Annotated in this window: 22 protein-coding genes; 10 read left to right on the top strand and 12 right to left on the bottom strand. The window is 60.6% G+C overall.

What is annotated here, in order from left to right; genetic code table 11:
• From ruvA to pdxT, 4 genes are all read right to left on the bottom strand, one after another.
• Window positions 1–633, bottom strand: a complete 633-nt coding sequence (ruvA, locus tag CVS29_RS11150) for a Holliday junction branch migration protein RuvA (protein ID WP_110106391.1) — start codon at window positions 631–633, stop codon at window positions 1–3.
• 77 nt (window positions 634–710) lie between these two features.
• Window positions 711–1,298: a crossover junction endodeoxyribonuclease RuvC gene (ruvC, locus tag CVS29_RS11145; protein WP_110106390.1), complete on the bottom strand. Its 588-nt coding sequence runs from the start codon at window positions 1,296–1,298 to the stop codon at window positions 711–713.
• 3 nt (window positions 1,299–1,301) lie between these two features.
• The gene (locus CVS29_RS11140) at window positions 1,302–2,057 is read right to left on the bottom strand and encodes a YebC/PmpR family DNA-binding transcriptional regulator (RefSeq protein WP_110106389.1); all 756 of its coding nucleotides are present in this window, start codon (window positions 2,055–2,057) and stop codon (window positions 1,302–1,304) included.
• 2 nt (window positions 2,058–2,059) lie between these two features.
• Entirely contained in the window at window positions 2,060–2,746 is a 687-nt protein-coding gene (pdxT, locus tag CVS29_RS11135; RefSeq protein WP_373366687.1) for a pyridoxal 5'-phosphate synthase glutaminase subunit PdxT, read from the bottom strand.
• Between the two features lie 132 nt (window positions 2,747–2,878).
• Between pdxT and asnB the strand changes: the two genes are divergently transcribed.
• The 3 genes from asnB to CVS29_RS11120 all read left to right on the top strand — a co-directional run bounded on the left by asnB (window position 2,879) and on the right by CVS29_RS11120 (window position 8,405).
• The gene (gene asnB / locus CVS29_RS11130) at window positions 2,879–5,563 is read left to right on the top strand and encodes an asparagine synthase (glutamine-hydrolyzing) (protein ID WP_110106388.1); all 2,685 of its coding nucleotides are present in this window, start codon (window positions 2,879–2,881) and stop codon (window positions 5,561–5,563) included.
• 93 nt (window positions 5,564–5,656) lie between these two features.
• Window positions 5,657–7,720, top strand: a complete 2,064-nt coding sequence (locus tag CVS29_RS11125) for a M3 family metallopeptidase (protein WP_110106387.1) — start codon at window positions 5,657–5,659, stop codon at window positions 7,718–7,720.
• A 4-nt stretch (window positions 7,721–7,724) separates the two neighbouring features.
• Entirely contained in the window at window positions 7,725–8,405 is a 681-nt protein-coding gene (locus tag CVS29_RS11120; protein WP_110106386.1) for a GNAT family N-acetyltransferase, read from the top strand.
• Window positions 8,406–8,466: 61 nt separating this feature from the next.
• Here the strand turns inward: CVS29_RS11120 and CVS29_RS11115 are convergent, their stop codons facing one another.
• The 7 genes from CVS29_RS11115 to CVS29_RS11085 form a co-directional block, all read right to left on the bottom strand.
• A complete protein-coding gene (locus tag CVS29_RS11115) occupies window positions 8,467–9,360 on the bottom strand; it encodes a dihydrodipicolinate synthase family protein (RefSeq protein ID WP_110106385.1) in 894 nt (297 codons plus the stop codon).
• Between the two features lie 196 nt (window positions 9,361–9,556).
• The gene (pdxS, locus tag CVS29_RS11110; RefSeq protein ID WP_110106512.1) at window positions 9,557–10,459 is read right to left on the bottom strand and encodes a pyridoxal 5'-phosphate synthase lyase subunit PdxS; all 903 of its coding nucleotides are present in this window, start codon (window positions 10,457–10,459) and stop codon (window positions 9,557–9,559) included.
• Between the two features lie 110 nt (window positions 10,460–10,569).
• Window positions 10,570–11,196: a phosphatidylinositol phosphate synthase gene (gene pgsA / locus CVS29_RS11105; protein WP_110106384.1), complete on the bottom strand. Its 627-nt coding sequence runs from the start codon at window positions 11,194–11,196 to the stop codon at window positions 10,570–10,572.
• A complete protein-coding gene (locus CVS29_RS11100) occupies window positions 11,196–11,774 on the bottom strand; it encodes an HIT family protein (RefSeq protein ID WP_110106383.1) in 579 nt (192 codons plus the stop codon). Before CVS29_RS11100 ends, pgsA begins: the two co-directional genes overlap by 1 nt.
• The gene (thrS, locus tag CVS29_RS11095) at window positions 11,771–13,780 is read right to left on the bottom strand and encodes a threonine--tRNA ligase (RefSeq protein WP_245932191.1); all 2,010 of its coding nucleotides are present in this window, start codon (window positions 13,778–13,780) and stop codon (window positions 11,771–11,773) included. Before thrS ends, CVS29_RS11100 begins: the two co-directional genes overlap by 4 nt.
• 74 nt (window positions 13,781–13,854) lie before the next feature.
• On the bottom strand, window positions 13,855–17,295 hold the full coding sequence (locus tag CVS29_RS11090; RefSeq protein WP_110106381.1) for a DNA polymerase III subunit alpha: 3,441 nt from the start codon (window positions 17,293–17,295) through the stop codon (window positions 13,855–13,857).
• Window positions 17,288–17,689, bottom strand: a complete 402-nt coding sequence (locus CVS29_RS11085) for a hypothetical protein (RefSeq protein WP_110106380.1) — start codon at window positions 17,687–17,689, stop codon at window positions 17,288–17,290. Before CVS29_RS11085 ends, CVS29_RS11090 begins: the two co-directional genes overlap by 8 nt.
• A 270-nt stretch (window positions 17,690–17,959) precedes the next feature.
• Here CVS29_RS11085 and CVS29_RS11080 point away from each other — a divergent pair, with 270 nt between their 5' ends.
• The 4 genes from CVS29_RS11080 (at window position 17,960) to CVS29_RS11065 (ending at window position 20,214) form a co-directional block, all read left to right on the top strand.
• A complete protein-coding gene (locus CVS29_RS11080; protein ID WP_110106379.1) occupies window positions 17,960–18,466 on the top strand; it encodes a GNAT family N-acetyltransferase in 507 nt (168 codons plus the stop codon).
• A gap of 23 nt (window positions 18,467–18,489) precedes the next feature.
• Window positions 18,490–18,744, top strand: coding sequence for a VOC family protein (locus tag CVS29_RS11075; RefSeq protein ID WP_110106378.1), 255 nt, complete (start codon window positions 18,490–18,492; stop codon window positions 18,742–18,744).
• 230 nt (window positions 18,745–18,974) lie between these two features.
• On the top strand, window positions 18,975–19,778 hold the full coding sequence (locus tag CVS29_RS11070) for an LCP family protein (protein ID WP_170120959.1): 804 nt from the start codon (window positions 18,975–18,977) through the stop codon (window positions 19,776–19,778).
• Between the two features lie 34 nt (window positions 19,779–19,812).
• Window positions 19,813–20,214: an LCP family protein gene (locus tag CVS29_RS11065; protein WP_110106376.1), complete on the top strand. Its 402-nt coding sequence runs from the start codon at window positions 19,813–19,815 to the stop codon at window positions 20,212–20,214.
• A 45-nt stretch (window positions 20,215–20,259) separates the two neighbouring features.
• On the opposite strand, the gene CVS29_RS11060 is transcribed toward CVS29_RS11065, so the two are convergent.
• Window positions 20,260–20,985, bottom strand: a complete 726-nt coding sequence (locus CVS29_RS11060; RefSeq protein ID WP_110106511.1) for an SOS response-associated peptidase — start codon at window positions 20,983–20,985, stop codon at window positions 20,260–20,262.
• Window positions 20,986–21,089: 104 nt separating this feature from the next.
• Here CVS29_RS11060 and CVS29_RS11055 point away from each other — a divergent pair, with 104 nt between their 5' ends.
• The 3 genes from CVS29_RS11055 (at window position 21,090) to CVS29_RS11045 (ending at window position 23,181) form a co-directional block, all read left to right on the top strand.
• Entirely contained in the window at window positions 21,090–21,347 is a 258-nt protein-coding gene (locus tag CVS29_RS11055; protein WP_110106510.1) for a mycoredoxin, read from the top strand.
• Window positions 21,348–21,463: 116 nt separating this feature from the next.
• Entirely contained in the window at window positions 21,464–22,561 is a 1,098-nt protein-coding gene (locus tag CVS29_RS11050; protein WP_218868018.1) for an S-(hydroxymethyl)mycothiol dehydrogenase, read from the top strand.
• The gene (locus CVS29_RS11045; protein WP_110106375.1) at window positions 22,561–23,181 is read left to right on the top strand and encodes an MBL fold metallo-hydrolase; all 621 of its coding nucleotides are present in this window, start codon (window positions 22,561–22,563) and stop codon (window positions 23,179–23,181) included. The genes CVS29_RS11050 and CVS29_RS11045 overlap by 1 nt, the downstream gene beginning before the upstream one ends.
• Window positions 23,182–23,279 lie beyond the last annotated feature (98 nt).

Genomic DNA, 23,279 nt, shown 5'->3' with positions numbered 1-23,279 from the left:
TTAGCGCACACCGCCCTTGCCCCTAGTGTTGTCCTGGCCGAGCCTGCGCAGCGTGGCACGGAGAACGGCGGGCACATTGGCGCCTTCAGCGAGTTCGGGCTCTGCCGTCACGGCGGCATCGATGGCTTTGAGGGCGTCCCTTTCATTCCAGCCCAGGCTGGTCATGGCAGCCACCACTTGATCCTTCCACTCCATGGCCGGAGCAGCCACGGTGGCGGACACAGCCTCCCCCGTCGGTTTTAGTTTGCCCTTGAGTTCAAGGACAATACGTCCGGCAACCTTGGGGCCTACTCCGGGAACCTTGGTGAAGACCTTGCCGTCACCGGCATCAACTCCCAAGCGAATACTTTCAGGCTCAAGGACGGCTAGGATCGCTAGCGCCAGCCGCGGCCCAATGCCGCTAACGCTCAGGAGCGTGTCAAAGACCTCGCGTTCGCCCACGTCGGCAAATCCATAGAGAGTCATGGAGTCCTCACGCACAATCATTGCTGTTGTGAGGCTCGCTTCCTCACCTTGGACCAAGGCCCCCAGGGTCTTGGGTGTGGCATGCACCAGCATGCCCACGCCATTGACGTCAATGACTACCTGGGACAGCGAAAGCGCAGCCACCGGCCCGCGGACAAAACTGATCATTGCAACTGCTCCTGACAAATTCCAAGGTTGGGCTGCTTTAGCTTAAGCCCAGTGTAATCGAACATACGTACTAGCAACTAGTGCCAGGTTGCCCCCGGCGCTTCCTTGTTCTTGGTGACCTTCGATTTCCGTTCGGCTTCACGCCAAAGCTGCTGGGCCGCCGTCGTACTTTGGCTGCCACTGGCAAAAGAGGCACCGCTGCGCCACGCATGGGCAATCGCCAACGCCAGGGCATCCGCGGCATCAGCCGGGCGCGGCGGCTCGTCCAGGCGCAGCAGCCGGGTGACCATAGCGGTGACGTGCGCCTTGTCAGCGCGGCCATTGCCCGTCACCGCAGCTTTAACCTCCGACGGCGTGTGCATGGCTACGGGGATTCCTCGCCGGGCGGCCGCAACCATGACAACCCCTGACACTTGGGCCACGCCCATCACGGTGCTGAGGTTGGTTTGGGCGAAGACCCGTTCAATGGCCAAGACATCGGGTTTAAACGCGTCCAGCCACTGGTCCACCGCTTCCGCAATGACCAGCAGCCGGGCTTCCAGGCTTAATTCATGCGAGCTGCCCACCACCCCCACGCCTACAAGGGTGGCTTGGCGGCTGGCAGCGACGTCAACAACGCCGAGCCCGCACCGGGTCAAGCCCGGATCCACTCCTAGGACACGCAGGTCCTAGTCCTCCTCGAGAGCCGCAAGAACGTCCGCGCTCATGTCCGCATTGGAGTAAATGTTCTGGACGTCATCAAGGTCTTCGAGCGCGTCGTAGAGCTTCATGAACTTGCGGGCATTCTCAACGTCGAGCTCAACCTGCATGGATGGGACAAAACCTGCCTCATCGCTCTCGTACTCAATGCCGGCCTCGGTCAACGCGGCACGGATGGCGGGCAGGTCCTGGGGGTCGGAGATGATTTCAAAGCTTTCGCCCTCATCCTTAACCTCTTCGGCACCGGCTTCCAGCACGGCCATGAGCAGGTCATCTTCGGTGAGACCGTTCTTAGGCAAGCCCACAATGCCCTTGCGGGTGAACATGTAGGCCACCGAGCCGGGGTCCCCCATGTTCCCGCCGTTACGGCCAACGGCCAGGCGAACCTCGGAGGCTGCCCGGTTCTTGTTATCTGTGAGACATTCGATCAAAATGGCCGTGCCCTGCGGGCCGTACCCTTCATACATGATGGTCTGGTAGTCAACGGCGTCACCGAGCAGGCCCGCTCCACGCTTGATGGCGCGATCAATGTTATCTGCAGGTACCGAAGTCTTCTTGGCCTTGGTGACAGCCAATTCCAAGCCAGGGTTACCGGCGAGGTCCGGCCCACCGCCACGTGCAGCAACTTCAATGTTCTTGATGAGCTTGGCAAACGATTTAGCGCGGCGGCTATCAAGAATGGCCTTCTTGTGCTTGGTTGTTGCCCATTTGGAGTGGCCTGACATAGTTACGCTTCTCCTCTAATCATTCGAATAAACAGTTCATGGATACGGCGCTCCCCTGTCACTTCCGGATGGAAGGAGGTGGCCAGCAAATGCCGCGAACGAACGGCGACAGCACGAACTTCAAAATCAATCCTATCGTTTTGCCCGGCTTCTGGCAGTTTCACGCTCGCAAGCACCTGCACACCGGCACCCACCCGCTCCACCCAGGGAGCCCTGATGAACACCGCATGCATCGGCGTTTCGGCCTGCACTGCCGGTGCCAAAGCCGTGAAATCGAGCTCCGTTTCAAAGGAGTCCACCTGGCGGCCAAAGGCGTTGCGCCGCACGGTGATGTCAAGGCCACCCAGCGTTTGCTGCGGGTTTCCGGCCAAATCGGTGGCCGGATCCGCAATTTCATTGGCCAGGAGGATCATCCCGGCGCAGCTGCCATAGACGGGCAGACCAGCCTGGATGCGTTCGCGCAAAGGCTCCCGCAGCCCAAAAATCCGGCTGAGTTTGTCCATGGTGGTTGACTCACCGCCGGGAATAATGAGACCGTCCACGGCGGCCAGCTCACTTGGGCGGCGCACCGAGACGGCAGTGGCACCACAGTCCGCCAACGCCTTGAGATGTTCACGCACGTCACCTTGGAGCGCCAGGACACCGATCTTGAGGCCCTTACCGGGCGTGATTGCGGAGTTAAAATTCACACTTACATCATAAGTGGGCGCTATCTCACACAGATAACTTCCGTTACTCGCCGAGCGCGGTGGGCCGCGAGCGTGCCGCAAGCAAGTAGCATTGTCGGCAGGACTGACGTACTAAAGATGAGGTAAGTAAGTATGTGCGGAATTGCCGGTTACTACGGTTATGGGGAAGACGAATCCCTATTGCAGCAGATGAATGCGTGCATGGTGCACCGAGGCCCCGACGGCGAGGGCATTTATACGCAAGGCAACGTAGGGCTGGCACACCGTCGCCTCTCCATCATTGATGTGGCCCACGGCCAGGAGCCAATGTTCAGCGCCGACGGTGAAACGGTGCTGGTCTACAACGGCGAGGTCTACAACTACTTGGCCCTGCGTGCCGAGCTGGAGGCCCTGGGCCGGAGTTTCACCACCAACTCGGACACCGAAGTGGTGCTCCAAGCCTACGAACAGTGGGGCGATGACGCCTTTGATAAGTTCAACGGCATGTTCGGCTTTGCCATCCACGACCGCCGCAACAACCGCCTGGTTCTGGCGCGCGATCACTTCGGCATCAAGCCGTTGTACTTCGCCACCGCCGGTACCCCGCAGGCGCCCACCTTGCTGTTCGGCTCCGAGATCAAGCCTCTGCTGGCCACCGGCAAGATTGCTGCAGAAGTGGATGAGCGGATCCTGTTCCGCTACCTGCAGTTCCGGATTCACGACGACGAATCCAGCACCTTCTTCGCCGGCGTGCAGAAGCTCATGCCTGGCGAGAAGCTGGTGCTCAACACTGTGGATTCCGAGGCCGGACCGGCCGGAACCGCCACCATCAGCAAGTACACGCGCTTCCAGGAAGAGCTGGCCGAACTGGCCAAGATTGAGACCCCGTACTCCCAGGCGGTCATTGACGAATACAAGGAACGCTTCACCGAAGGTGTGCGCCTGCGTCTTCAGTCTGAAGTACCTGTGGGCACTGCCCTGTCCGGCGGACTAGACTCGTCCGCCGTCGTGGTCACCATCAACAAGCTGATGGCGGAAAACGCGGCTGCCACGGACTCCCTCGGAGCCAAGCAGCAAACATTCTCAGCCATTTTCCCCAACTCCATCAACGACGAGGAAAAGTACGCCGACGCCGTGCTGGCCCGTTGTGAGGGCAATGTCATCAGCCACAAGATTCTACCCAAACCGGGTGAATTTGTGGATGATCTGGAAGATTTTGTGCGCACCATGGAGGAGCCCATTATCTCCTCGGGCCCTTACGCCCAGTACCAGGTGATGCGCGAGGCCTCCAAGCATGTCACGGTGCTGCTCGATGGCCAGGGTGCCGATGAGATGATGGCCGGCTATATCCCTTACTACTTCGCGTACCTGCGCCAGTTGAAGAGCAAGGGTCAGAACGCGAAGTTGGCCAAGGAACTGGTTTCCAGCTCAGATATCTTGTTCCGGCTGGCCCGGTTCCGGATTCAGGGCATGCTCAGCTTCAAGAAGGAAGTTGGCGTTTCTGCGCTGTTGAACAAGAAGTTCACGGCCAAGTACAAGGCCGAGAAGTTCTCCAACATCCCGGATAACTTGAAGCTGCGCCTCATTGACGACCTGTTCCACAAGTCCTTGCCAGCTGTGCTGCGCTACGAGGACAAGAACACCATGCGCTTCTCCTTGGAGGGCCGTGTGCCGTTCCTGGACAAGGAAGTGGTGAAGTTCCTGTTCAGCCTTGATGACGAATCCATCATCAAGGGCGGCTGGAACAAGCGCATTTTGCGTGACGCCACCCGGGAGCTGCTGCCGGAAATGATCAGCAACCGCCGCAATAAGATTGGCTTCACCACCCCGGAGGCGGAGTGGTTTGGGCACATGAAGGAAAAGATCTACGAGATCTTCCTCTCCACTTCCTTCGGTAACCGCCCCTACTGGAACCAGGATGCCGTCATTTATGCGTTTGAGGAACTCCTCAGTGGCAAGAGTGGCGGTTCCACCATGGTGTTCTGGCGCCTGATCAACACCGAGCTGTGGCTGCGTGAGTTCTTTGACGAGCCCGAGATCAAGGCGGGCATTGAGGGCAAGAGCGATTACATTCCCAATGCGGACAAGCAGCTGGAGATCACCGTCCCCAACGGCGCCGGCACCTTCCGCCGTTACCCGCTGCGCACTGAGGTTTTCTACAAGGAAACCGACTTTGACCCCGCGGTCATGAAGTACGTCAAGCGTTACTTTGACGGGCTGCCCACGGCTGGCGGGGACCATGGTGAGGCTACCGCGGATACGCCGTGGTACTTGTTTGTCTCGGAAAAGATTGTGGCCATGACGCAGGGCCGCTCCATCCCGGTGTGGGATATCAAGGTCTCTAACGCGGCACGTATTTTCTCCAAGTTCGTGACCCGCAACCCCGGCGGCATTGGCTTGGCCAGTCCCTGGTCCATGCAGCTGGCCATTGATGAGGTTGGTCTGCCCAAGATCATGTACGCCTCGGCGCGCTCGGTCATCGGCAAGTTGCAGGGCAAGTCGGGCGTGTTCTACGAAGTTGTTGGCAACAACATCAACGCGATCGACGGCGCGGCCGGCTATCAGGTGGGTACCTCTACTCACTCGGTCAAGTACGCTCCGATTGACCCCGACGGCGTGGCCGCCCGCCTGAGCGCTTTGGTGCGTGCCTCGGTTCCGGCCGAATTCGCGGCAACGTTTGCCGGTACCGCCATTATGGACGCCAATGATCTCGGTGTTGTGGCACTGGGCCATGACACACAGTTAACAAAGGCCGTCTTGGAAGACATCTTCCGTGACAACCCGCAGGGCCAGACCACCGAGACCACTCCCATGTCCCTCGTGTTCACCCAGAAGTAAGCCACCGCATCCTTTAGCGGCACCCTCCCAGGGACGACGGCGAAACTCTCGTTTCGCCGTCGTCCTTGGGTTAATCCATGAAAGAGTTAAGGCATGACCGAGGAAAACTCACCCAACCCGTTTTTGATGGCCAGCAGGCTCGATTGTCAGCTGCCAGACTTCGCCGCCATTGACGTGGTGCATTACCTGCCCGGGTTCGAGGCTGGCTTTAGCGAACAGTTGGCTCAGATCGCCTCCATTACCTCCGACCCGGCCGCGGCAACTTTTGAGAACACCGTGCTGGCCATGGAGCGTAGCGGTGCGATCCTGACGCGCGTGGTGAACGTGTTTTTCAACATTGCCAGCTCCCATGGGACCGCGGAGATTCAGGCATTGGAGGCTATGGTTGCCCCCCGGCTCGCCGAGCATGAGGATACGGTATTGCTGAACGGTGCCTTGTATGAGCGGATGCTCGCGGTGCCTGCTGAGGGCTTGGATGCTGAATCGCTGCGCTTACTGGCTGAGTACCGCAAGGCCTTCACGCGGGCAGGTGTGGCGCTTCCAGAGGAGTCACGGGAGCGCTTGCGGGAACTCAATGCTCAGCTTTCCTCCCTCAGTACCAAGTTTTCCCAACTCGTCATGCAGGCCGGGAACCAGGCTGCCCTGCACATTCAGGATGTGGCCGAACTCGATGGGCTCAGTGCTGATGACGTGGCAACGGCTGCTGCCGCGGCCCGGGCTGCCGGTCATGCGGAGGGATATTTGCTGACGCTGATCTTGCCCACGGCCCAGCCGGCCCTGGAGGTGTTGACTAACCGGCAGACCCGACAGAAGCTGCATCTGGCCTCGGTGGGCCGTGGCAGTGGTGGCGGTGCTGGTGGTGGCGATGCTGGTGGTGCTGGTGGTGGTGGCGATGCGGCCGTTTTGGGTTTGGCCGCCACTATGGCTTCGCTGCGGGCCGAAAAGGCTGCGCTGCTTGGCTTCTCTTGCGAAGCTGAGCGTTCCATTGAACCGCAGACGGCACCGTCGTTGGCCGCCGTGCACTGCATGCTGGCCCCTATTACGGCAGCGGCTGTACGCAATGCCCGTTTGGAGGCAGAGAAGCTGGCTGCCACGGCCGGGCACTTCATCGAGGCTTGGGACTGGGCTTTTTACTCCGAGCAGATCCGCCGCGATGAGTACGGTGTGGATCAGGCCGCACTGCGCCCTTGGTTTGAACTTGACTCGGTGCTGGAAAACGGCGTCTTTTATGCGGCCACCCAGCTCTACGGAATTACTTTTAGGCGCCGAAGTGATCTCATCGGCTACCACCCTGACGTTCGTATTTGGGAAGTCAGCAATGCTGATGGCTCCGTGCAAGGTCTCTTCCTGGGCGATTTCTATACCCGGGCAACCAAACGTGGAGGGGCCTGGATGAACTCCTTCGTAGAGCAGTCTTTCCTTGAGAACACTCATGCCGTGGTGGTTAACAACCTCAACATTCCCCAGCCCCCGGCCGGTGAACCTACGCTGTTGACCTTCGATGAAGTGGTGACCTGCTTCCACGAGTTCGGCCATGCCCTGCACGGCTTGTTCTCCGCTGTCAGCTACCCGAAGTTTTCCGGGACCAATGTTCCGCGGGACTTTGTGGAGTATCCCTCACAGGTCAATGAGATGTGGATTCTCTGGCCAGAGGTGCTGGCGAACTACGCCAAGCATCACCGAACGGGCGAACCACTACCCGTTGGGACGGCGGAGAAGCTTCAGGCCGCAGCCTTGTGGGGTCAGGGTTTTGCCACCACCGAATACTTGGGCGCCACCTTGTTGGATCTGGCGTGGCACGAGCTCGCCCCCGGTGCCCCCGTAGCAGATCCATTGGCCTTCGAAGCCGCGGCCCTTGCCGCAGCGGGTGTGGATATTCCCGCCGTCCCGCCGCGCTACCGGACCGGCTACTTCAACCACATCTTTGCTGGCGGTTATGCGGCCGGCTACTACTCCTATCTTTGGTCCGAGGTGCTCGACGCCGACACTGTGGCCTGGTTCAAGTCCAACGGCGGGCTGACGCGTACCAACGGTGAGCATTTCCGCAGCACCGTGTTGAGCCGTGGATTCTCTGTTGACCCTTTGCTCGCCTTCGCCGACTTTGCTGGCCGTGCTGCCGATACCGCTCCCCTACTTGCCCGACGGGGGTTGGTCTAAGCACATGGTGACACTTGCAGATTGTCAACGTACACAGCACGCATGGTTCCGTGCACTAGCCGAAGCCACCGGTGGACGGGCGTTTTCCACGCACCGCATGGACTGGGTGTGGCTGCCCGAGACCCGGGAAATGCTGTGCCTGTTCCCTTCCGAGATCACCGAGGCGGGCTTGGCGCCGGCCCTGGCCGAGGCCGAACGCCGTGGTGCCGCCAGTGTGGGTATTTGGATGAATGCCGCCATGCGTGAAGGCATTCTGCCGCAGTACCGTTTTGAGCGCGGCTGGCAGCCATGGTGGATGACCCGTGCGCTGGACGTGGAGACTGTTGCCAGCTCCAGCGAGGAAGCCGATCCGCGGGTGAGTCTGACGGCCCTTGTGGAACATCAGGTGTGGCTGGCCACGGCCCGCAGCGGTGATGATTGGGCCGGGCGCTCCTACGCGTATCTGCCACCGGATCAGGGCGCAAAGCATCTGGCGGGCATCTTTGACATGATCGTGGCACCGGAGCAGCGCCGCACCGGGCTGGGCACGGCCCTGTTGAATACGCTCTCGGAGGCTGCCTTCAACGCAGGTGCTGAACATCTGCTGCTCAACGCCACCCCTGATGGTCAACGCCTCTACCGCAAGTACGGGTTCGAACTCATCGGCAAGGGCCAAACCTGGTGGCTGCATCTCCCGCCTTCATGACGCTATCCCACCAATGGCGCCATTTTTCGGTTCGATATCGCAGTAGTTGGTGAATTTCAGGCTAGCTAAGTGCGGCCTGCAGCAGCTGCACATCCGCGCTGCCTGGCAGCCCAAACGGGCCCCGGGGATTCGCTGTTGCCACTCCCAACTCCCCCGCCAGCGCATGCAGGGCCCCCACCGAATGTCGCACTCCGGAGAGCGCCAAAGCCACGGCCTGTAACAGGGCTAGGCCGCTCCCCTGCTCATGCCCATTTCGGCTCCGGCTCCACACCTGCGCATAATCAGCTGGCATGAGCGCAGCCAAGCCCGTGTGCCAGGCATCGACGTCGGGCCTGTCAGCGAGCAGTTGCACATCCGAGCTGAGCCCGAGGGAAAAGTCCGGACCGGAGGCGTCCCGAAGCACACTGACCCGGGACACGATGTGCTCGCGCCGCATGGTTTCCTTCACGGCCACGACACGGGCCGTGTTGGCCAAATGTGTCAGGGTTGCCGGTGTGAGGTCATATTGGGTCTGGACGGGCTTGTTGTAAAAGCACAGTGGCAGCTCCGTCGCGTCGGCAACTTCGGCAAACAGCGTCCGCACTTCCCCATCAGAAAGCGGGAGGTAGGAGAAGGGCGCCACCAGCAGTCCGGCAGCTCCCGCCCGCTCAGCATCCTGGGAAAACTGGCGCACCTGACGGGTGGAGGCGGCACTGACGGCAGCGTAGACAGGAATAGGCGCATCCCCGGCCATGGCAGCACCCTCGGCGGCCTGAACTGCTGCCTCTACCACCGACTTCCGCTCGCCCCGGTCGAACGTCACTCCCGCGCCTGACGTGGCAAGCACGGTAATGCCGGAAACGCCTGCCCGCGCGGCATTGTGCACGAGGTGCGCCAAGACACCCATGTCGAGTTCGTCGTCGTGCGTCAAGGGCGTGATGGGATAGGCGATCAAGCCGGTGAAGTGCCTGGTCATGGGTGTTATCCTCCGGTCAGGTGCGGTAGCGTTCTGGATAAAAGGCCCGGATCTAACCGAGCGTTGGGGGTTAGTGGGGCAGCGGCGGTCATTAAGGCAGCGGCGGTATTTAAGGCAGCGGCGGTATTTAAGGCAGCGGCGCCGGGGAACTTTCGTCCCCCGGCGCCGCCAGCCTCCGCGTCAAAGCAACTGGCTGTTACCAGCCGCGCTCAGAGAGGCGGTGGGGCTCGGGGAGGTCGGCCACGTTGATGCCCACCATGGCCTCACCCAGGCCGCGGGAGACGTTGGCGATCACGGACGGATCGTCATAGAACGTGGTGGCCTTGACCACGGCGGCGGCACGCTGAGCCGGGTTGCCGGACTTGAAGATGCCGGAACCGACGAACACGCCATCAGCGCCGAGCTGCATCATCATGGCGGCGTCGGCCGGGGTGGCGATGCCGCCAGCGGTGAACAGAACTACGGGGAGTTTGCCGGAGGCGGCAACTTCCTTGACGAGTTCATACGGGGCTTGGAGTTCCTTCGCCGCCACGTACAGTTCGTCGGCAGGCAAGGCAGCCAGCTGGGCGATCTGGGTGCGGATTTTGCGCATGTGGCCCGTGGCGTTGGAGACATCTCCGGTGCCGGCCTCACCCTTGGAGCGGATCATGGCCGCACCCTCGTTGATGCGCCGCAGTGCTTCACCTAAGTTGGTGGCTCCGCAGACAAAAGGAACCTTGAAGTTCCATTTGTCGATGTGGTGCTCGTAGTCGGCTGGGGTCAGGACCTCGGATTCATCCACAAAGTCCACTCCGAGGGACTCCAGTACCTGGGCCTCCACGAAGTGGCCAATGCGGGCCTTGGCCATGACGGGGATGGACACTGCGGCAATGATGGCATCAATCATGTCCGGATCACTGGCGCGGGAGACCCCGCCCTGGGCACGAATATCTGCCGGGACGCGTTCCAGGGCCATGACGGCCACGGCGCCGGCATCTTCGGCGATCTTTGCCTGCTCAACGTTGACCACGTCCATAATGACGCCGCCCTTGAGCATGTCGGCCATGCCGCGCTTTACCCGGCTGCTGCCGGTCACGGGTGTTACCTCGGGTGTAGACACAAAAAACCCCTCTGGGAAGGAACGGAAAATTTTCTCGCACCCGTCAAACGTGACATGTTTCACGGGTGCGATCATTCTATTCCGAGCCCCAGAGGGGATAAAAACTAGTGTTACTGTCCCTCTGCGTTACTGCCCGCCAACGCTTGGCGGCGCACCGTCCCAATCCTCTGGAACACGGTCACCATGCTGGCAATGGCCAACAGGACAAGCACCACGGCGAGCACGGCTTCGGGTATTCCCAGCCCTACCAGCCCGGTCGCCACGAGCACCACCACGAGCCTGTCGGAGCGTTCAGCAATGCCAACATTAGCGGTCATGCCCAGACCTTCGGCGCGTGCCTTGGCGTAGGAGACAATGGAGCCCAGCACCAGGCACGTCAGCGCCATCGCGGCAATGAAGTGGTTGTTGCCACCTGTGTAAAACCAGATGACAATACCGGCAAACACTGCTCCGTCTCCCACCCGGTCAAGGGTGGAGTCCAAAAAGGCACCCCATTTGCCCGAGCGGCCCAGCATCCTGGCCATGAGCCCGTCCACAATGTCAGAGAAGACAAACACTGTAATGACCACGGTGCCCCAGAACAGTTCCCCCAGCGGGTACCCGATCAGGGCGCCGCCGGCAACGCCTAAGGTGCCGATGATGGTGACGGCATCGGGTGAAACCTTCAGCCGCACCAGAAGTGTTGCGACCGGGGTGAAGATGGCGGCAAAAAGAGCACGCGCGTACTTGTTTAGCATCACTTCCCCTGTTCAGCGTTGTTCCAGGCCTCAGCAACCTGTTGGCGGACATCGCCTAGAGTTTGAGTGATGGCCTTGGTTCCGGCAATAATGGGCATGAAATTGCCATCACCACCCCACCGAGGCACCACGTGCTGGTGCAGATGGGCCGCTATGCCGGCACCCCCGGTGACTCCCTGGTTCATGCCCAGGTTGAATCCGGAAGGGTTGGCCACGTGCCTCAGAACCCGCATGGCTTGTTGTGTCAGCGCAGCAAATTCTGCGCTTTCCTCCACCGTTAGGTCCGTGTAGTCCGGCACGTGCCGGTACGGGCAGACCAGTAGATGCCCCGGGTTGTACGGGTAGAGGTTCAGCACCACAAACACCAGCTTGCCGCGGTGGACAATGAGGGACTCTTCATCACTGCGCCCGGGAGCCTCGCAGAACGGGCAGTTGTGCTTGCCTGTAACCTGCTCCTGCCCGCCCTTGACATAGGCCAGCCGGTGGGGCGTCCACAGCCGTTGGAAGGCGTCCGGAACCCCTGGGAGTTCAAAATCATCTATTGCAACGGGATCGGACTCCCCACCAAGGCTGCTCACGCCGTGCGGTTCCGAACAGCCTCAACAATGCGGCGCACTGCTTCTTGAACAGGTACGCCGTTGTCCTGGCTGCCGTCGCGGAAACGGAAGGACACAGCGTTTGCGTCAGCGTCGTCCCCGCCAGCGATCAGCACAAACGGTACCTTATCCTTGCTGGCCGTACGGATTTTCTTGGGGAAGCGATCGCTGGAGATGTCCACCTCGGCACGGATGCCGGCCGCTTTAAGCTGCGCGACCACGTCAAACATGTAGTCATTGAACGCCTCAGCCACAGGGATGGCAACAACTTGCACCGGGGAAAGCCAAGCCGGGAAAGCGCCGGCGTAGTGCTCGGTCAGCACGCCCATGAAGCGTTCCACAGACCCGAACAGGGCGCGGTGGATCATGACGGGGCGCTGGCGGGTGCCATCGGCAGCCTGGTATTCCAGCTCGAAACGCTCCGGCAGGTTGAAGTCCAGCTGAATAGTGGACATCTGCCAGGTGCGGCCCAGCGCATCCTTGGCCTGGACCGAAATTTTGGGACCGTAGAACGCGGCCCCACCGGGATCGGCTACCAGTTCCAGCCCGGAGGCCGCAGCAACCTCGGCCAGGGTGTTGGTGGCTTCTTCCCAGATAGCATCGTCACCAACAAACTTTTCCGGGTTCTTTGTGGAGAGTTCCAGGTAGAAGTCATCTAGCCCATAGTCCTTGAGCAGTGAGAGCACAAAGTTTAGGGTTTCGGTGAGCTCATCTTTCATCTGCTCCTTGGTGCAGTAGATGTGGGCGTCGTCCTGTGTCATGCCACGCACACGGGTCAGCCCGTGCACTACACCGGACTTTTCGTAGCGGTACACCGAGCCGAATTCGAACAGGCGCAGCGGCAGCTCACGGTAGGAGCGCCCGCGGGAGCGGAAGATCAAGTTGTGCATGGGGCAGTTCATGGGCTTGAGGTAGTAGTCCTGGCCGGGCTTGCGCACCGTGCCGTCCTCATTGAGTTCAGCATCCACATGCATGGCCGGGAACATGCCTTCCTTGTACCAGTCAAGGTGTCCGGAAACCTCGTACAAGTGGCCCTTGGTGATGTGAGGGGTGTAGACGAAGTCATACCCGGCCTCAACATGGCGCTTGCGCGAGTAGTCTTCCATCTCCTTGCGGATGATCCCGCCCTTGGGGTGGAACACAGGCAGGCCCGAGCCCAACTCGTCGGGGAAGGAGAACAAATCAAGCTCCACACCGAGCTTGCGGTGGTCGCGGCGCTCGGCCTCGGCAATGCGTTCCTGGTAGGCCTTGAGGGCTTCCTTGGTGGGCCAGGCCGTTCCGTAAATGCGCTGGAGCTGCTGGTTGTTCTGGTTGCCCAGCCAGTAGGCGGCGGAGGTGCGCGTCAGTGCGAAGGCGTTGGAGATCAGCTTCGTGTTTTGCAGGTGCGGGCCGCGGCACAGATCACACCACACCTCTTCGCCGCTCTTGCGGTCAATGTTGGAGTAAATGGTGATGTCCCCGGCACCGACTTCTACGTTGACACCTTCACCAGCGGCATCGGCGTCGGAAGCCTTGCCGAGCAGTTCCAGCTTGTACGGCTCATTGGCCATGGCCACGCGGGCTTCATCCTCGGAGACCACCCGGCGTGCGAACTTCTGGTTTTGGTTGACGATCTTGAGCATCATCTTCTCAAGCGTCTTCAGATCTTCCGGCGTGAAGGGCTCGGTCACATCAAAGTCGAAGTAAAAGCCGTCGGTGATGTAAGGGCCAATGCCGAGCTTGGCATCGGGGCGCAGCGCCTGCACGGCCTGGGCCATGACGTGCGCGGTGGAGTGGCGCAGCACGTCCAGTCCGTCGGGGGAATCAATGGTGACTGACTCCACGGAGGCGCCCTCGGCCAGTACGGCGGAGAGGTCCTTCAAGGTGCCGTCCATGCGCATGACAACAACGTCGCGGCGTTCAAAGAACAGCTCCGCACCGGTGGTGCCTGTGGCCACCGTAGTCGTCTCGCCGTCGACCTTGATGGTGATTTGTGAATCCACTGGCACGTCTAACTCCTTGTTTGTTATGTGCGGCTCCATATCCAAGCAACATACGGGGGTTGCTGTGAGCCTCCTTGATGTTATCGGTTTGCTGGCGCCCCAACCAACCCGGGCGGTGTGGGCAGGCGGGCAGTGTCCTGCAGGTCCCAAGCCTCCAGCGCCTGCACCGTGATCCCGCGGGGCCCGGTGCGCCGGGTCAGTCCGCGGATCAGCAGCATGCGGGTACCAAAGAGCAGCGGCCCGGATTTTTGCTGCGCTTGCGTGAAGAACGTGGTGTCAACGCAGCCGGTGCCGTCGTCAACACTGATGAACACCACCCGTTTGCCACCCCTCATGGGCGGGGTTTGGGTGGCCACCCGCACCCCGGCCACCAAAACCTCAGTGTTATTGCGCAGGCCAAGGAGTTGATCCGCCCGGCTCACCCCCAACCGGTCAAGAAGGGGTGCATAACTGTCCATGAGATGGCCACTGACATCCATGGAGAGCAGATCCAGCTCTGTGCTCACTATTTCAGCCAGACTGCTTTCCGGAAGCCCGACGGCGAGCGCGCCCAGTTCCACATCATCCATGGGCAGGGCGAATTGCCCATGGATGGGGTCATTGGCCTTGTTGCTCTTATGGGCGGGCAGGCTGTTGACATGGGCCACTAGATCGGCACGATTGGCGGTACTTCCGGTGCGGTCCTTTGCCTGATTGTGCAACGGGTCAAGTGCGCCCAGCTGGGCCAACCGTTTCAAGGTGGGCCGGCTGAGTTTTGCTTTGTCTCGCAGCTCCGCCAGGGAGCCGTACGGCTGACCCGCCACGATACGTTTCAACTCCGTGGCAGAGAGCCCGTATACCCCGGCCAAACTGAGCCGCACCCCAATCTCTCCGCTATCAGTGCGTTCGGCATGGTACTCACCGGCGCTGGCGTTAATGTCCAGGGGAAGAATGGGAATGCCCATGCGCCGGGCTTCTGCCACGAGCAGACGGCGCGGATACATTCCGGGGTCATGTTCCCATAGCCCCGCCATGAACTCGGCGGGGTGGTGCGCCTTCAGCCACGCCGATTGGTAGGTAGGGACGGCGAACGCTGCTCCGTGGGCTTTGCAGAAGCCGAAGCTTCCGAAGGCGGATAAGGTGGCCCACACTTCTTCGATCACGGCAGGGCTGTAGCCCTTGTGGGCGGCTTTGTCCCTAAAATACTTTTCCACCACGGGTTCCACCATCGCTTTGCCCAGTCCGCGCCGGAATTCGTCAGCCCGGGATAGGGTGCAGCCTGTCATGATGGCCAAGGTGCGCAGCACTTGCTCATGAAAGACGGTTACCCCGTGTGTTTCCGCCAGCACCGGGATGAGGTCCGGGTGGGCATAATGCGGTTGTGCGAATCCGGAGCGGCTTTCCAAAAATGGTTTGACCATGTTGGATTTCATGGGCCCTGGCCGGAAGAGGGAGATGTCAATGACAAGGTCGCTGAACTCGGTGGGGGCCATTTTCCCTACCAGTTCACGCTGCCCAGGAGACTCAATCTGAAAACATCCCAGCGTGTGGGTGCTGCGAATCAGCTCAAAGGTGGGTTCGTCGTCGAGAGGTATGGCGTCAAGGTCAATGGCTCCGCCCTCCCCCAGGAAGGGCGCGGCGCGGTCATGCCCGCCCTGGACGGCCACTTCCTCCCGTGAAGGGTGCAACCGGATAATCTCCTGCACCGCATGGGCCATGGCACTTTGCATGCGCACACCTAGGACATCGAGTTTGAGCATGCCCATGGCGTCCATGTCGTGCTTATCGAACTGGCTCATGGGCAGCCCCATGCCGCTGGGTTGGACGGGGGTGCGGCCCAGCAGGGTTGAATCCCCCAAGATCACTCCGCACGGATGCATGGAGATGTGCCGGGGCAGGCTATCAAGCCGTTCTGTGACATCCACCAGCAGGTTCAGCGCCGGCGCCTGGGCCGCACCCTGGATCCCCTCCAGTTCAGTCTGGGACGGGGCTTGAAGGGACTGGTGCACCTGGGCCGCTAAATCACATAATTCGGGTTTCTGCGCCAGGGCCTCCCTCAAGGAGCCTGCCGGGATCCGCCACAGCTGTTTGGCAATCTGATCGATGTCCGCCTTATCCAGCCCCAAGGCAAGTCCGGCATCTCTGACGGCGCCACGGGCCCGGTAACTGTTTTGCATGCTCATCAAAGTCACCCGCTTCGACCCGAAACGCTCAAAGATGCGTTTGTACACGTTGTGCCGTTGCGCACTTTCCACATCCAAGTCAATGTCGGGCAGGGTGGACCTGTCGTTGGAGAGGAACCGTTCAAAGAGAAGGTTGTTGGCGATGGGGTCCACAGCGCTGATGCCCAGCAGGTAGTTAACCAACGACGACGCACCGGAACCTCGTGCGGCCCGGCGCACACCCATGCCGGCGATCATGTCCGATACTTCAGCCACGGTGAGAAAGTACGTTTCAAAGCCCAGCTCGGAGATGGTGCCCAACTCCACCGCCAACCTGTCCTTGACCTTTTCGAGCTTGCCGCCGGAAAGCCCGGCAAACCGTTGCACAAGCGCCGATTCCGTGCGCTGCTGCAATTCCCGGCCGGCAGTTTGCGTCAGCCCAAGCACCTCGCTTTCCGGGGTGTGCGGCTGTTTCCAGCCCAAATCTGTTGACGGATCAAGGCGGCATTTATCCGCCAGCTGTGCCGTGTTGGCCCATAGCCGGGCCAGCCCCGCGCTGCCGTAACCGCCCTGGGAGACAATGTCCCGTGCTATTTCTCCCATCTGGGCGGCACTTTTCAGCCATGCCTGCCCTGTGGGCTGCAGGGTGTTCAACGCCGCCAGGGAGGCGATGCTCTTGGCGGCGTCAAGCACATCGGCGATGGGCCCATCTTCTTGATTGACATAGCGGACGGCGTTACTCAAGACCGCTGGAACATCAAATTCCTGCGCCAATTTCACCATGCGCACAGCGTGGGTTGTGCTCAGCGGATCTCCCGGGGCATTCAAATGGCTGGTGATTTCCGCCACAAGAGAACCAGCCGGCATGGCCTCTTTCCACTGCTTGAACTTGCTGCGGGGAAGCAAATATTTGCGGCTCTCCATGGCCTTACCCACGGGGGAATACGGACCCAGCAAAACGCTCAGCACGGGCCGCCCGGACTCTGGGTCCAGAACACCTTGCGCCAGTTGTGTCAGGGTCAGGCCTACCGGGCCCTTGGGCGCACTGTGCGCTGTTGAAATCAGCCGGCACAGTGCGCCATAACCGGCCCCGGGGCGTGCGGAGGCCCCGCCATGGGCCAGCACCACCACCCTGCCGGTGACCTCAATAACATCTCCAACCTCTTCACGGACAGCCACATCAACCCCAATAATCGGGTCGATCCCGGCGGCCATGCACGCCTTAACGTGCTTAACAGCCCCATAGAGGCCGTCCCGGTCAGTGATGGCGAGCGCATCAGCACCGTCAGCTGCTGCGGCTTGGGCCATCTCCTCCGGCCACGAGACCCCAAAGTGTGCGCTAAAGGCCGTGGCTGCGTGCAAGTGGATAAAGTTACGCACCAAACCACTCCTCCGTGCCAGCTACTTCCACGGGCAGCACTTCCGCGTTCGCGCACTCCGGGGATACCAGCTCCTGCGCCTCCTTGGCCGCGAGGGGAACCCGGGCGTGAACTTTCATGACACGCCATCGCAGACTGGGCCGGTACAGCACCACATCCATTGTCAGGCTTTCTGCTTCGTCTTCCCGCAGTACCTGCAAACGCCATATCTGGACGTCCACATACCCCACACCTTCCCCAGGCCTTAGGCTTCTCTGGTCCGTCCACCAGGGCCGGCGCTGATACCAGTTCATGGGCGGGGCAATGACCTCATGAAGGAGCCCGCGCCACCACAACCGCAGCGGCTCCCCCTCCGGGGAGCATTCCATTGTGACGGCGTCCGTAAAGGTGCCCATGTGCGCGCTCCAATCTCCACCAGAACGGATAATCATGAGAGCTGTTCAGGGGGAAATAAATTATTAGTACATATATTCGACTAGATTTAAGTGTACGCTCAATTTCACGCGGCATACATCCGCCAATTGGGAAGAAGCACCCGAACGGGCACCTACCAGGAGCGCAAACCATTATCTGGATGACTGGGGACACCTCATGCGTCTAGCATGGCCTTATAGCTGCAGGCTGGGTCTTATCACAGGTGCCACAACAACTTAAAGGAGCGTTCCATGACTGACATGGTCACCCTCATCGCTAGAACCACGCCGCTGGAACGGGAACTCAAAACTGCCTCCCGCACCATTGTCGATTCTGACCTGCCCCGTCTCGGCGAACTGTACTTCACCGCCTACGACGCAGGCATTGCCGGGGAGACTCTGGATGCCGCCATAGCTGATATGAAGAATGCGTTTGTTGGAAAGTACGGCACCCTCCTCCCTGACGCCTCCCACGTTGCCTTGGACGAGAACGGCAAGATCGTTGCCGCCGTCCTGGTTGTTGAGCGCGCTCTTGGCGACGCCATGCCTGATGCTCCCTTCATCATTGAACTGATTACGGACCGCGAGCACCGCCGCCGGGGTTTGGCTGAGGACCTGGTGCTGGCCACCTTGGACACCTTGTTCAACAACGGCAAGCGTGACGTCGCTTTGCGCGTGGAATCCACCAACTCGGCCGCCTTAGCCTTGTACCTCTCCCTGGACTTCCACCGCTGGTCACCGGAAGAAGACGACGACTAAAGTCCCTATGGGACCGCGCAGCCATGGCCACCGAGCTTGGTGTTACCCCATCCCACGGCGTCCCTCCCATCAGTCTGAGCCACAACGTTGCCAGCGTGGCTGAGGTGGATGCGGTCTTGGCGCAGGCACGGGAGGCCGGTGCCGGCATCGAACATCCAGCCGCCCACCAGCCTTGGGGTGGGTACAGCGGATACTTCTCTGACCCGGATGGCTTCCATTGGGAGGTCGCTTTCAACCCCACCTGGGCGGTTGACAGCACCGGTCACGTCACGGTCTGACCCGCCAGCACCACTGATTGTGCCAGCTGAGTTGCCTGCGCTGCAGCGAGCCGGTTTACCCTCTGGAGTGGCCAAGGCTCCTTTCTCACGCTGGGAACATGGTGGGACTTCCCCGGCAATTGAGCCTTTTCACCCCTATTTGTCCGTGGGCAATGTGAAGATGGTTTCAGTGCCCGATCATCATGACGGGTCGGCGATTTTGCGGTGGGGGCGCAGCAAGGAGCGTGACCATGAGCCCGGAGATACAGAGCCCGGAGAGGCACTTGGCCAGGCCCGGCGCCAAGCACAAGCGCCGGTTGGTGATTTCCGTGGTGACGGGGGTGGTGGCCGTCGGCTTTGTGGCCTTCAATGTCATCAACGCCAACAACCATATTGCGCGCTCGGACGCACTCACCGCCGCGCATCTGGTTCCCAAACTCAGCAAAGACACGAACATACTCGTCATGGGCCTCGACTCAAGACTTGACGAGCAGGGCAAACCGCTCTCGCCCGCCCTCTACAACGCTCTCGACGCCGGCGGCCAGAGCGTTGGCGGCTACAACGCCAATGTCCTGATGCTCATTCACATCCCGGCCGACGGCGCCAAGGCCACTGCCATCTCCATCCCCCGTGACAACTACGTTGAGCTTGCCGGCATCCCGGCAGAGTCCGGCACCTACGGCAAGATCAGGGAAGCCTACGGGGTTGGCCTCGCCGCCGAACAGACCACGTTGCGGAACGCAGGGCAATCCAATGACAACGCCACCTACCAGCAGGCGCGGGATGCAGGGCGCACCGCCGAAATCGATACGGTGAGCCAATTCCTGGGCAGCGTGCACATTGACCACTTTGTGGAAGTGACAATGGCAGGGTTTTACGAAGTGGCCCAGGCAATCGCCCCCATCACCGTGTGCGTGCGCCAAGCCACGGCGGACACGTATTCCGGCGCGAACTTCAAGGCCGGAGTGCAGCAGATCGAAGCCAGCCAGGCCATGGCGTTCGTGCGCCAGCGCCGGGATACCAGCAATCCCAACTGCGCCTTTTTTCGATCTTGACCGTGAACGCCGGCAGCAGGCGTTCATTGTTTCGGTGATCCACCAGCTCAAGCAGGCCGGTACCTTCACCAACATCGGAAAAATGGAGGCAGTGCTGACGGCCGTCAGCACCAACATCGTGGTGGACAAGGGCCTGAACCTCATTGAACTGGCACAGCAGGCCACTGCCATCACGGCGGGTCATATCTCCTTCACCACGCTACCCATCACGGGCTTTGGCACTGCACCTAACGGGGAATCCATTAATACTGTCAACGTTGGCCAGGTCCAGACCACGGTGAAGGAACTGCTGGCACCGGCTCCCAAAGCAGCTGCCACCTCCGGGACCTCCGCTGCGGACAAGGCAGCAGCCGCAAAAGCTGCAGCCAACACTACCGCCACTTACTCCGATTGGACGGGCGCGCTGCAGGGCGGCACCATTCCCTGCGTGAAGTAAGGGGCCGGGGGCAATGGCGTAACGGGCAGTGGGCGGGATGTGAGGTTAGGCCGTGATGGGTGCAATCAGTTCAGGTCCGTTGTTGCGCACATTGCCCACGGCGGCACTGACCGGATCAAGCACCCACGTTCCGGCCAGCTCCCACGCTTGTGCAAGGGCACTTTCCAGCAGCGGAGCCACCGCAGGGCTTTCCGGGTCCAGCCATTCGGCCAGGGCTTCGCGCCCCAACGGGACGGGGAGACGGTCATGTAAGGTGGCCAATTCGCCGCTGGGAGGGGATGCCATGGTCAAGATGGTGCAAGAGAGCAGCCACTGATCTGGCGCACCATTTTCCTTGTCCGGATCCTTCCACCACTCATACAGCCCGGCAAAGGTGATGAGCGCGCCGTCGGGGGTGTGCACAAAATAGGGCTGCTTGGTTTTCCCATCCGGGGACTTTTTCCATTCGAAATAGCCCTGCACGGGGACACCGCACCGCTTTGACTTCATGGCTGTCCGGAAGGTGGGCTTGTCCAAAACAGTTTCACTGCGGGCGTTGAAGGCTCGCACCCCGACGCTGGGATCTTTGGCCCACCCCGGCACCAGCCCCCACTTCGCTATGTGCACCTGCCGGTGAAGCGTGCCGTCTATGAGCCGTTCCAATACGATCGGCACATCGGTGGTGGGGGCAACATTCCACGAGGCTCGCACTTCCAGCGACGCCTCAGCTTCTGCTTCCAACTCTGCCACCAGATCACCGACGGCCCTGGCCATGACATAACGTCCACACATGTCATCCATGGTGGCACATCAATCGTGGAATATCTCCCATGCCCGGTAGCGTTATCACCAGTAGCAACCGCATGCTTTCTCCCAACCACCAAGGAGCACCCACCGTGGACTTCACCCCCGACGCTGGCACTATCACCATGTTTTCCACCACCTGGTGCGGATACTGCAAACGCCTGAAGAAGATGCTGGACGCTTCAGGGATCGGTTACACGGAAATCAACATTGAAGATGTTCCCGGCACTGCCGAACTGGTGGAGAGCCTCAACGGTGGAAACCAGACCGTCCCTACGGTTTTGTACCCCGATGGCACAGCTGCCACCAACCCCTCCCTCAAGGATGTCAAGGAAAAATTGGGCGTCTAAGACCTGGCGGCTGGGGCACAGCCCTCCCCAGCCTCTTCCGGAGTATCAAAGCGTGTAGCCTGTCAGGAACCCCATTGGGTGTTCCCGGCAGGGACACGGCTATTTAAGGAGTTCTTTTGATTAACAAAACCGTTCACAAAGTCAAGGGCGCAGTGGTCCTTCACAAGGACGCCCCCGTCACCTTGGAAACCATTCTGGTACCGGATCCCGGCCCGGGAGAGGCTCTCGTTGACATCTTGACAAGCGGTGTCTGCCACACGGATCTGCACTACAAACAGGGCGGCATCAGCGACGATTTCCCGTTCTTGCTGGGCCATGAAGCAACCGGCGTTGTCAGTGCCGTGGGTGAAGGTGTCACTAATGTTGTTCCGGGTGACAGGGTGATCCTGAACTGGCGTGCTGTGTGCGGGAACTGCCGCGCCTGCGCCAAGGGCCAAGCCCAATACTGCTTCAACACGGCCAATGCCACCCAGAAAATGACGCTCGAGGATGGCACTGAGCTCTCCCCCGCTCTGGGTATTGGTGCGTTCATTGAAAAGACTCTCGTGGCAGCGGGCCAGTGCACCAAGGTAGATCCCGATGTGGATCCCGCCGCCGTGGGCTTGCTGGGCTGCGGCGTCATGGCAGGTATTGGCGCAGCCATTAACACCGGTGGCGTCAAGCGTGGCGACACCGTGGCCGTAATTGGTTGTGGCGGGGTTGGTTCCGCCGCGATTGCAGGAGCAGCTCTGGCAGGTGCTACCACCGTGATCGCTGTGGACCGCGATCCTAAGAAGTTGGCGGCCGCCTTGGCCTTCGGCGCCACTCATACGGTGGACTCCTCGGTGGAAGACGCCGTCACCGCTATCCAGAATCACACCGGTGGGTTCGGGGCAGATGTGGTCATTGACGCCGTGGGGCGTCCTGAGACCTACAAGCAAGCTTTCTACGCCCGCGATTTGGCTGGAACCGTGGTGCTGGTGGGTGTACCCACTCCCGAGATGACCGTGGAACTGCCCCTGCTGGACGTGTTTGGTCGTGGCGGATCTCTGAAGTCCTCTTGGTACGGGGATTGCCTGCCCTCGCGTGATTTCCCCATGCTCGTTGATCTGTACAAGCAGGGCAAGCTGGATCTGGATGCCTTTGTTACCGAACGCATTGGCATTGCGGACATCGAGGCAGCGTTTGCCAAGATGGGCGAAGGCTCAGTGCTGCGCTCTGTGGTGGAATTCTGATGAGTGCACGGATCGAACACTTGGTAACCTCGGGAACTTTTTCACTCGACGGCGGCACCTGGGATGTTGATAACAACGTGTGGATAGTGGGTGATGACGCAGAGGTTTATGTGATCGATCCAGCCCACAACGCCGCCGCCATTGCCACCGCGGTGGGGGGCAGAGCCGTCAAGGCCGTGCTGCTCACGCACGGCCACGATGATCACATCCGCCACGCTCGCGAGTTCGCCACTTTGGTGGCGGCACCGGTGCTCATGAACCCCGCAGACCAAATGCTGTGGGAAGACATTTATCCAGGGACGACGCCGGACGGAACCATCGCTGATGGCGACGGCTTTGAGATTGCAGGCACTGCGCTGACGGCGATTCACACACCCGGCCACTCCCCCGGCTCCACCTGCTTTTACGCCGCGGAACTAGGCACAGTGTTCTCCGGCGATACCTTGTTCAATGGCGGCCCTGGGGCAACAGGACGCTCGTACAGCGATTTCCCCACAATAGTGAAATCAATTACTGAACGTCTCATGACCCTGCCGGGCGAGACTGTGGTCAACACCGGACACGGCGACTCCACCACTGTTGCTGCCGAGGCGCCGGGAATTCTGGCCATCAAGGAGTAGAACAGAGCACCAAATCATCGATCCGTGAGATATGGTCCCTATGAGTCATTCATAGCGACCATATCTCACGGATCGATGTGCGTCTGGGCTCAGCACCG

The sequence above is a fragment of the Arthrobacter psychrochitiniphilus genome, from assembly GCF_003185915.1.
GTDB classification, from domain to species: Bacteria; Actinomycetota; Actinomycetes; order Actinomycetales; family Micrococcaceae; genus Specibacter; species Specibacter psychrochitiniphilus.
Note: the sequence above shows the minus strand (reverse complement) of the source record. Positions and strands in the feature narration are given on the sequence as shown.

Coding starts and splice junctions, on each gene's coding strand:
- pgsA (WP_110106384.1), bottom strand. CDS start 11,196: ATGCTAAACAAGTACGCGCGTGCTCTTTTTGCCGCCATCTTCACCCCG.
- CVS29_RS11080 (WP_110106379.1), top strand. CDS start 17,960: ATGACTGACATGGTCACCCTCATCGCTAGAACCACGCCGCTGGAACGG.
- CVS29_RS11125 (WP_110106387.1), top strand. CDS start 5,657: ATGACCGAGGAAAACTCACCCAACCCGTTTTTGATGGCCAGCAGGCTC.
- CVS29_RS11045 (WP_110106375.1), top strand. CDS start 22,561: ATGAGTGCACGGATCGAACACTTGGTAACCTCGGGAACTTTTTCACTC.
- CVS29_RS11115 (WP_110106385.1), bottom strand. CDS start 9,360: ATGACCAGGCACTTCACCGGCTTGATCGCCTATCCCATCACGCCCTTG.
- CVS29_RS11085 (WP_110106380.1), bottom strand. CDS start 17,689: ATGGGCACCTTTACGGACGCCGTCACAATGGAATGCTCCCCGGAGGGG.
- ruvA (WP_110106391.1), bottom strand. CDS start 633: ATGATCAGTTTTGTCCGCGGGCCGGTGGCTGCGCTTTCGCTGTCCCAG.
- CVS29_RS11075 (WP_110106378.1), top strand. CDS start 18,490: ATGGCCACCGAGCTTGGTGTTACCCCATCCCACGGCGTCCCTCCCATC.
- CVS29_RS11060 (WP_110106511.1), bottom strand. CDS start 20,985: ATGTGTGGACGTTATGTCATGGCCAGGGCCGTCGGTGATCTGGTGGCA.
- CVS29_RS11120 (WP_110106386.1), top strand. CDS start 7,725: ATGGTGACACTTGCAGATTGTCAACGTACACAGCACGCATGGTTCCGT.
- asnB (WP_110106388.1), top strand. CDS start 2,879: ATGTGCGGAATTGCCGGTTACTACGGTTATGGGGAAGACGAATCCCTA.
- CVS29_RS11140 (WP_110106389.1), bottom strand. CDS start 2,057: ATGTCAGGCCACTCCAAATGGGCAACAACCAAGCACAAGAAGGCCATT.
- CVS29_RS11070 (WP_170120959.1), top strand. CDS start 18,975: ATGAGCCCGGAGATACAGAGCCCGGAGAGGCACTTGGCCAGGCCCGGC.